The sequence below is a fragment of the Citrobacter sp. Awk 2 genome (assembly GCF_028069815.1).
Classification (GTDB): Bacteria; Pseudomonadota; Gammaproteobacteria; order Enterobacterales; family Enterobacteriaceae; genus Citrobacter.
The window spans coordinates 1-6035 of the sequence record NZ_JANEWL010000155.1; the positions used below are offsets into that span (position 1 = coordinate 1).

At 45.7% G+C, this 6035-nt stretch carries 4 protein-coding genes; all 4 read left to right on the forward strand.

The genetic code is table 11. From position 1 onward, the window contains the following. Positions 1 to 111: 111 nt before the first annotated feature. Positions 112 to 2958 (forward strand): type VI secretion system Vgr family protein, encoded by a 2847-nt coding sequence (locus NNO02_RS22260; protein ID WP_271455770.1) that lies wholly within the window; start codon positions 112 to 114, stop codon positions 2956 to 2958. Continuing rightward, on the forward strand, positions 2955 to 3386 hold the full coding sequence (locus tag NNO02_RS22265) for a hypothetical protein (protein WP_271455771.1): 432 nt from the start codon (positions 2955 to 2957) through the stop codon (positions 3384 to 3386). The genes NNO02_RS22260 and NNO02_RS22265 overlap by 4 nt, the downstream gene beginning before the upstream one ends. A 34-nt stretch (positions 3387 to 3420) precedes the next feature. Further along, positions 3421 to 5448, forward strand: coding sequence for a lipase family protein (locus NNO02_RS22270; protein ID WP_271455772.1), 2028 nt, complete (start codon positions 3421 to 3423; stop codon positions 5446 to 5448). After that, on the forward strand, positions 5441 to 6035 hold a 595-nt coding region (locus NNO02_RS22275), incomplete at its 3' end, for a hypothetical protein (RefSeq protein ID WP_271455773.1). The genes NNO02_RS22270 and NNO02_RS22275, both read left to right, overlap by 8 nt.

Here is a 6035-nt window from a genome sequence, read left to right on the forward strand (position 1 = left end):
AAATCCTCCTGAGATATATTTATGATGAGTGGGGTTATAGATAAGATTCATCACATCTGTTGGGTTTTATTTTGTTTAATATTATTTTGATCCAGAATGGGAGTTATGGACATGGGAAGTGTATTTAAAATGACAGAGGGCATCCTTAATCGCTATAAATTAGATATTCCTTCCTGTCCTTATCCATTGGATGTGGAACGTTTTGATGGATTAGAACAAATGAGTGGGCTTTATCATTACACCATTCGTTTTACCAGTTCATATCCGGACCTTACGGCTGAAATGATGTTAAGCAAAACCGCTACGCTGAGCATGGGGGAGGGGGAATTATTTAATTATGCTGTCGGTAAAATTGTTCATGGTGTAGTGACAAATTTCCGACGTCTGACCGGTTCACGCGATCAGGTTACGTATGAAATTAATCTGGAACCTTTTATATCCTTACTGGATAAGCAGTTTCGTACTCACCGTTTTTTCGTCAACAAATCAGTGCCGGAAGTGGTAGCGCAGATTCTTGGCGAACATGGTTTAAAGGGGTGGGAATATGAATTCAAGCTTAAACAAACCTATCCAAAACGAGAACAGATAAACCAATACCAGGAAAGTGACCTCGCTTTTATCGAACGCTTACTGGCTGAGGTGGGGATTTTCTACTTCTTCACTTTGCATCCGGACACACAAACTGAAGTGGTGCATTTTGGGGACAAGCAGAGTGCCTGGACGTTCGGTAAAACGCTGCCTCTAAACAGCCCGTCAGGGGCGAATGATAATGCGGCCGACTCGGTGTGGGGTGTGCAAGTCCGGCATAACGTGGTGGAGCGTTCGGTTACGGCCAGTGACTACAACCACCGTGAAGCACAGAACGTCCTTATGTCCGTACCGGCTGACATGACCCGTGGCGACGGAGAGGGGAACACCTACGGCGATGTGTACCATTATCGCCCGCGTCACCTTGAACGTGGCGACAAAATTATACCAACGGCAGAAACTGGTAACTTCTGGGCGCGTCTGGAGCATGAACGCTTCCTGTCTACCCAGAGCACGGTGACCGGCAGCAGCACCGACCATACCCTCGGTCCGGCGCAGGTACTGACTATTACCGAAATGGCTATCCCGCCAACACTGCCCCGTGAAACGGACAACGGCGTTGTTATTATCCGCACTGGCTACTACGCCAGCCGTAAGAATGCCCTGAAAGTGGCATGGGTAGCGATGCCGTACTACGAGAACCGCTGCTGGCGTCCTGCCGCTAAAAAGCGTCCGGTGGTTAGCGGTACCCTGATGGCGCGCGTGACCAGCGCAAAAGAAAACGATATTTACGCCTGGCAGGATGCTTCCGGCATGTACCGGGTGAAATTCGATGCAGACCGCGACGATAAGCGTCAGGGTATGGAAAGTATGCCGGTACGTTTTGCCAAGCCTTACGGTGGGGACAAATACGGCTTCCACTTCCCGCTGATACAGGGTACTGAAGTCGCCATTGCGTTTCATGAGGGCGATCCGGATCGTCCGTATATCGCCCATGCGATGCACGACTCCCGCCATGTTGACCATGTGACTGAAGCTAACAGCACACGCAATGTTATCCGCACAGCTGGCCTGAACAAACTGCGGATGGAGGACAGGCGCGGTGAAGAACACGTTAAACTCAGCACTGAGTACGGGGGTAAGACTCAACTCAATTTAGGACACAACGTCAATGCTTCCAGGGTTCTTCGCGGCGAGGGGGCGGAGCTGCGTACTAACGACTGGGTCAGCGTTCGTGGTGGTAAGGGAGTAATGCTTACTGCAGATGCTCAGCCTGACGTCGGCAGTAAAATGCTTGAAATGGACCGGGCTGTAGAACAACTGGAACAGGCTCTTACGCTCGCAAGAAGCCTGCAGGCTGCAGCGAAAGGAGCGAAGGCAACTGTATCCGATATCGACAGCCAGAAGACACTTAATCGTTCACTGAAATATCTAAAAATGCCAGGAATGCTGGCCAGTGCACCTGCTGGTATAGGCATTCTCAGTCCTGAGGCTGTCCGGCTTGCTTCAGGCGGGGCAAGTATTGGCCTCATGTCAGGTAAAAATACCGATATCAGCGCCGGGCAATCGTTCACTGTAGCGGCAAGCGAGGCTGTAAGTTTGTTTGCACAGGCTGCAGGAATGAAAATGTATGCGGGGGCAGGGACGGTTGATATTCAGGCACAAGCTGATGCCATGAATGTCTCAGCATTACAGGACATCACTGTCGCCAGTGGTCAGGGAAGCGTGAAGGTGAATGCCAGCAAGGAACTGATTTTAAGTTGCGGTGGCGCTTATATAAAGCTTAGCGGTGGGAATATTGAACTGGGATGTCCGGGGAATATTTTGCTGAAAGCGGCCAATGTTAATCAGACCGGTCCTGTCAGTTTAGATACACCACCAGTGACTTTCCCGAAAGGGTATGGCGGAACGTTTACTGTTACCGATCCTGAATCAGGGGATATCAAACCATTCACCAGTTATAAAGTAACGTCTCCTGATGGTGAGATATTTGAAGGAATATCTGACTCGTCAGGGAGGACCACACCGCTTTACACATCGATGCCTGGCAACGTAAACATTGAATTTCCACGTGAGCAAAAGGATGAAGGGCCTGGGCATTGGGTTACGATTGATCATGATTATCATGGGTTGAAAAATACTGCAATTATGGCAATCAATCGCTTAACCTCTATGGGAGATGAAGGACGTGTTTTTGGTTCTGAAGGAAAGGACTATATGAATACGAAGAGAGATAAAATTCAGGAATGGCAGCCTTTGCCATCTGATGCCGCCGACGAGAAATGTCAAAAATCAGCAGTTCATCGCTATGGAGAGCAGAGAAAAGTAACGCAAACTTTCCTGGAAGGTGACGATGCCTGGGCTATTACAGGCCAGTCGTGGCACTGGCAACCAACTACCGCTGATGATGTCTATGAGGGAAGTAAATGAAAGTTTTCTTAAAGCGGAATCGTGTATTGTATTTTTGGGCTATGTTTGACCTCTTTTACATTGTCAGATTTGGTTGGTTGAATATCTCTCAGGGCCGAATTCCTTTAGTTGATGATATATTATCTTTTAGCGATATCTATCCGCAGCAAGGAGTGTATTCGCTAATCCTTTTTTCTTTCTCGTTACTGCTTAACATATCAATTATCTTTTCTGCTGTAATGTTCTTAAAAAAGTGGAAGTATGCAAATTGGACAGTCTATGTTCAAACGCCATTCAGGTTGTTCTTCATGATTCCTTCTATATCAATATTGCCATGGGTGTTTAAATCTATGTCAATCAAGGCTGGAGTGATATTTCTTGCTGCTGTGTTCATCTCAGAGATAATAAAGATTGGAACATTTTATCTAACAAGAAAAGAGAGCCAATAAGTTTGTTATTAAACTTGGACAAGGAGGGATGTTTATGGCAGGCAGTTCATTAGTGACATCTGTGACGCATACAGAAGCAAAAGTTACAGCGGGAAAGCAGAAACCGTATTGGGTAGAATTCCAACTTGTAGATGAACAGAATGAGCCAGTGGCGAATATGCCATGGACTATGGAAAGCGCTCATCCTGTTTCCGGGCCGGTGGAGGGATTCACTTATTCTGGTCAGAGCGATGCTGACGGGCTAATCAGAGTCGATATGCCGCATGGGCTGGAACTGAGGTTGACGTTAGATGGCAATCAGCTGGCTACGGAAATGGAAAAACGTGCCTTGCGTGTGAGCAGGGATGCGGAAAATGATTCTGTTGTTCGCCCCGGTGCAGAAGAGAAGGGTTATATCTGGCACTATGCGGTATTGGGCGAACTATGCCATCAGAAACCTGATTTGCAACTAAGAGAAGGGGAAGAGCTACCTTTATTCCATTTTCCGAACAGCAGTTCATTTCAGGGTGTTAAGGTCAGAACAAATGAGCTTGAAAAACGCCATGTGATTGAAATATGCCCCTTCAGAGCCTGGGAGCTTGTTCTGCATCATCAAAAGGAATATTCCATTGCGAATGGAATTAACCTTGGGGCAGCAGCAACACTTGCCTATGCAGATGACAGTACTCTGGATACGCTGTCAATTACTCGCTTTTTTATTAACCAGTGCCAGGATCTATCCCGCTTACCTCAGCTTTATAAAGACGGCTCTGCATGGAATACGTTAGTACAGGATGTTCCCTTTAGTGAACGGTATTATCCCCCGGTTTTTATGGATACCTCACGGGAAACTTCGCCTAAGGTAGCCAAGAATAATTCACAGGCGACAGCACAGGCAGAGGGCAATACTGCTGCAACAAAGGCAGATGGTGATACGCAGCTTTATTATGTCTATAACGCGAATAAAGTGATCGTTGCCTGGCGCGGAACGGCCAGTTTGTTTGATGTGGGGACGGATCTTGCGTTCAGACCGGTGAATTCACAATTATGCGATATAGATAAAACGCAATGTACTAGCTTACTGCCTGCGGGAAAAGTACATACTGGGTTTTGGAGCGGATATAGCCGGGTTGAGAAGAAATTTAAGAATGAAATAAAGATACTAAGAGCGTTAGTTGAAAACAAAGAACTATTTATTTGTGGGCATAGTTTAGGTGGGGCATTGGCATTAATACATGCAGCAAAGTTGAAGGGTTATATCCCACTCCTTTATACTTATGGAATGCCCCGAACCTTTACCCGCGATGCCGTGATGCAGTTATCGGAGATTACTCATTTTCGCCATATCAATGATAATGATCCAATTCCTGCCGTTCCGGCAGAAGCTAATCTGGATAATGAGTTATATAAACTCTGGGGGTGGTTTGGTGGGACGCTGGGCTTCTTTTGGTCTCTGGGTGAGCTTCTTGCTTATCAGTTGAAATCCTGGGGAGACTGTTTCTGGCACCACGGTAATACGGTTGCCTTCCTTACAGCTAGCCAGAGCCGGGAATGGAATGAGTGTAAGAGGGATCTCCCAACTCCGGCGGGGTGTATTACCATCAGAAATCCACTTCCACTAAAGGCTAAACTTTATCTGGTACCCGCTCTGGCGGAACAAGAGATGCAACAAGCTGGGCAGAAACAGAAAGAATTTAAAGCGTCGTTGACGCAATCTGATTTAAAAGATTTTTTCCCCAAAGGCAGCAACCCGGACAGAGGTGTTAATGTAAATATCTTTGAACATTTTATGACGTCCTATATGCCTTATATGTATAACAAGGTGTTAGAGTTGATTGATAATGCCGGCATAGTGGAAAAACGCACATTTACTGAGCATATGTATAACGTTGATTTATTCAGGGAGCAGATGACAGAAAATAAAAATGATATACCGAGCGATGAATTATCCAGAAATGAAATTTTCCTTAATATAGAAGGCTTGTTGGGAGTATCTCTGACTCCAACATTATCTATGCCGTATGGCAATGATACGCTTTTGCGGTTTGCTCAATATGGAGAAGAGGTAATGGAAAATGTATAATCAATCAAAAATTATTCTGCTTTCCCTGGTGTTGTTTACTGTGGCGGGTTGCAGTATGAGTCGGGCCGTTAACAAGACGTTATCTCCACCCGCAGATACAAAATGGGTCAATATTGAAGTAAAAAACCCTTCTCAGTATACGAAACCGTTTCCGCTTGAAGTCAGATACATATCACATGAGTGTCAGAAAAAAAGAGTGAGTGGATTTGATGGCTCAGTTATCACAGAACCCAGCTATAACGTTATCGGGATCCCTATGATGCAAAGAAGTGGAGATGTTTGGGAAGCAAAAGTTGCTATGACTGGTGGCGGTTCATGCAAATGGACGTTGAGTGCGGTCAATTTAGGTATCGAGTATATAGATGCTACTCACCTTGGCAAAGATCTTGTACCCGGTACTGCCGTAGGGGTATCACTTGCTTTTGATAATGATGCTTCCAGAAACGGACAATATACTGCAACTGAAGGCGATTTAGATTTATCGCCAAAATATTATCCATACATATCTGAATGGAATCTAGGCGAAAAAAAGAAAGAGTTGTCTCTTTTGGGTAAGGAAAGTTTCCTATCCTTAATTGTTTATAATG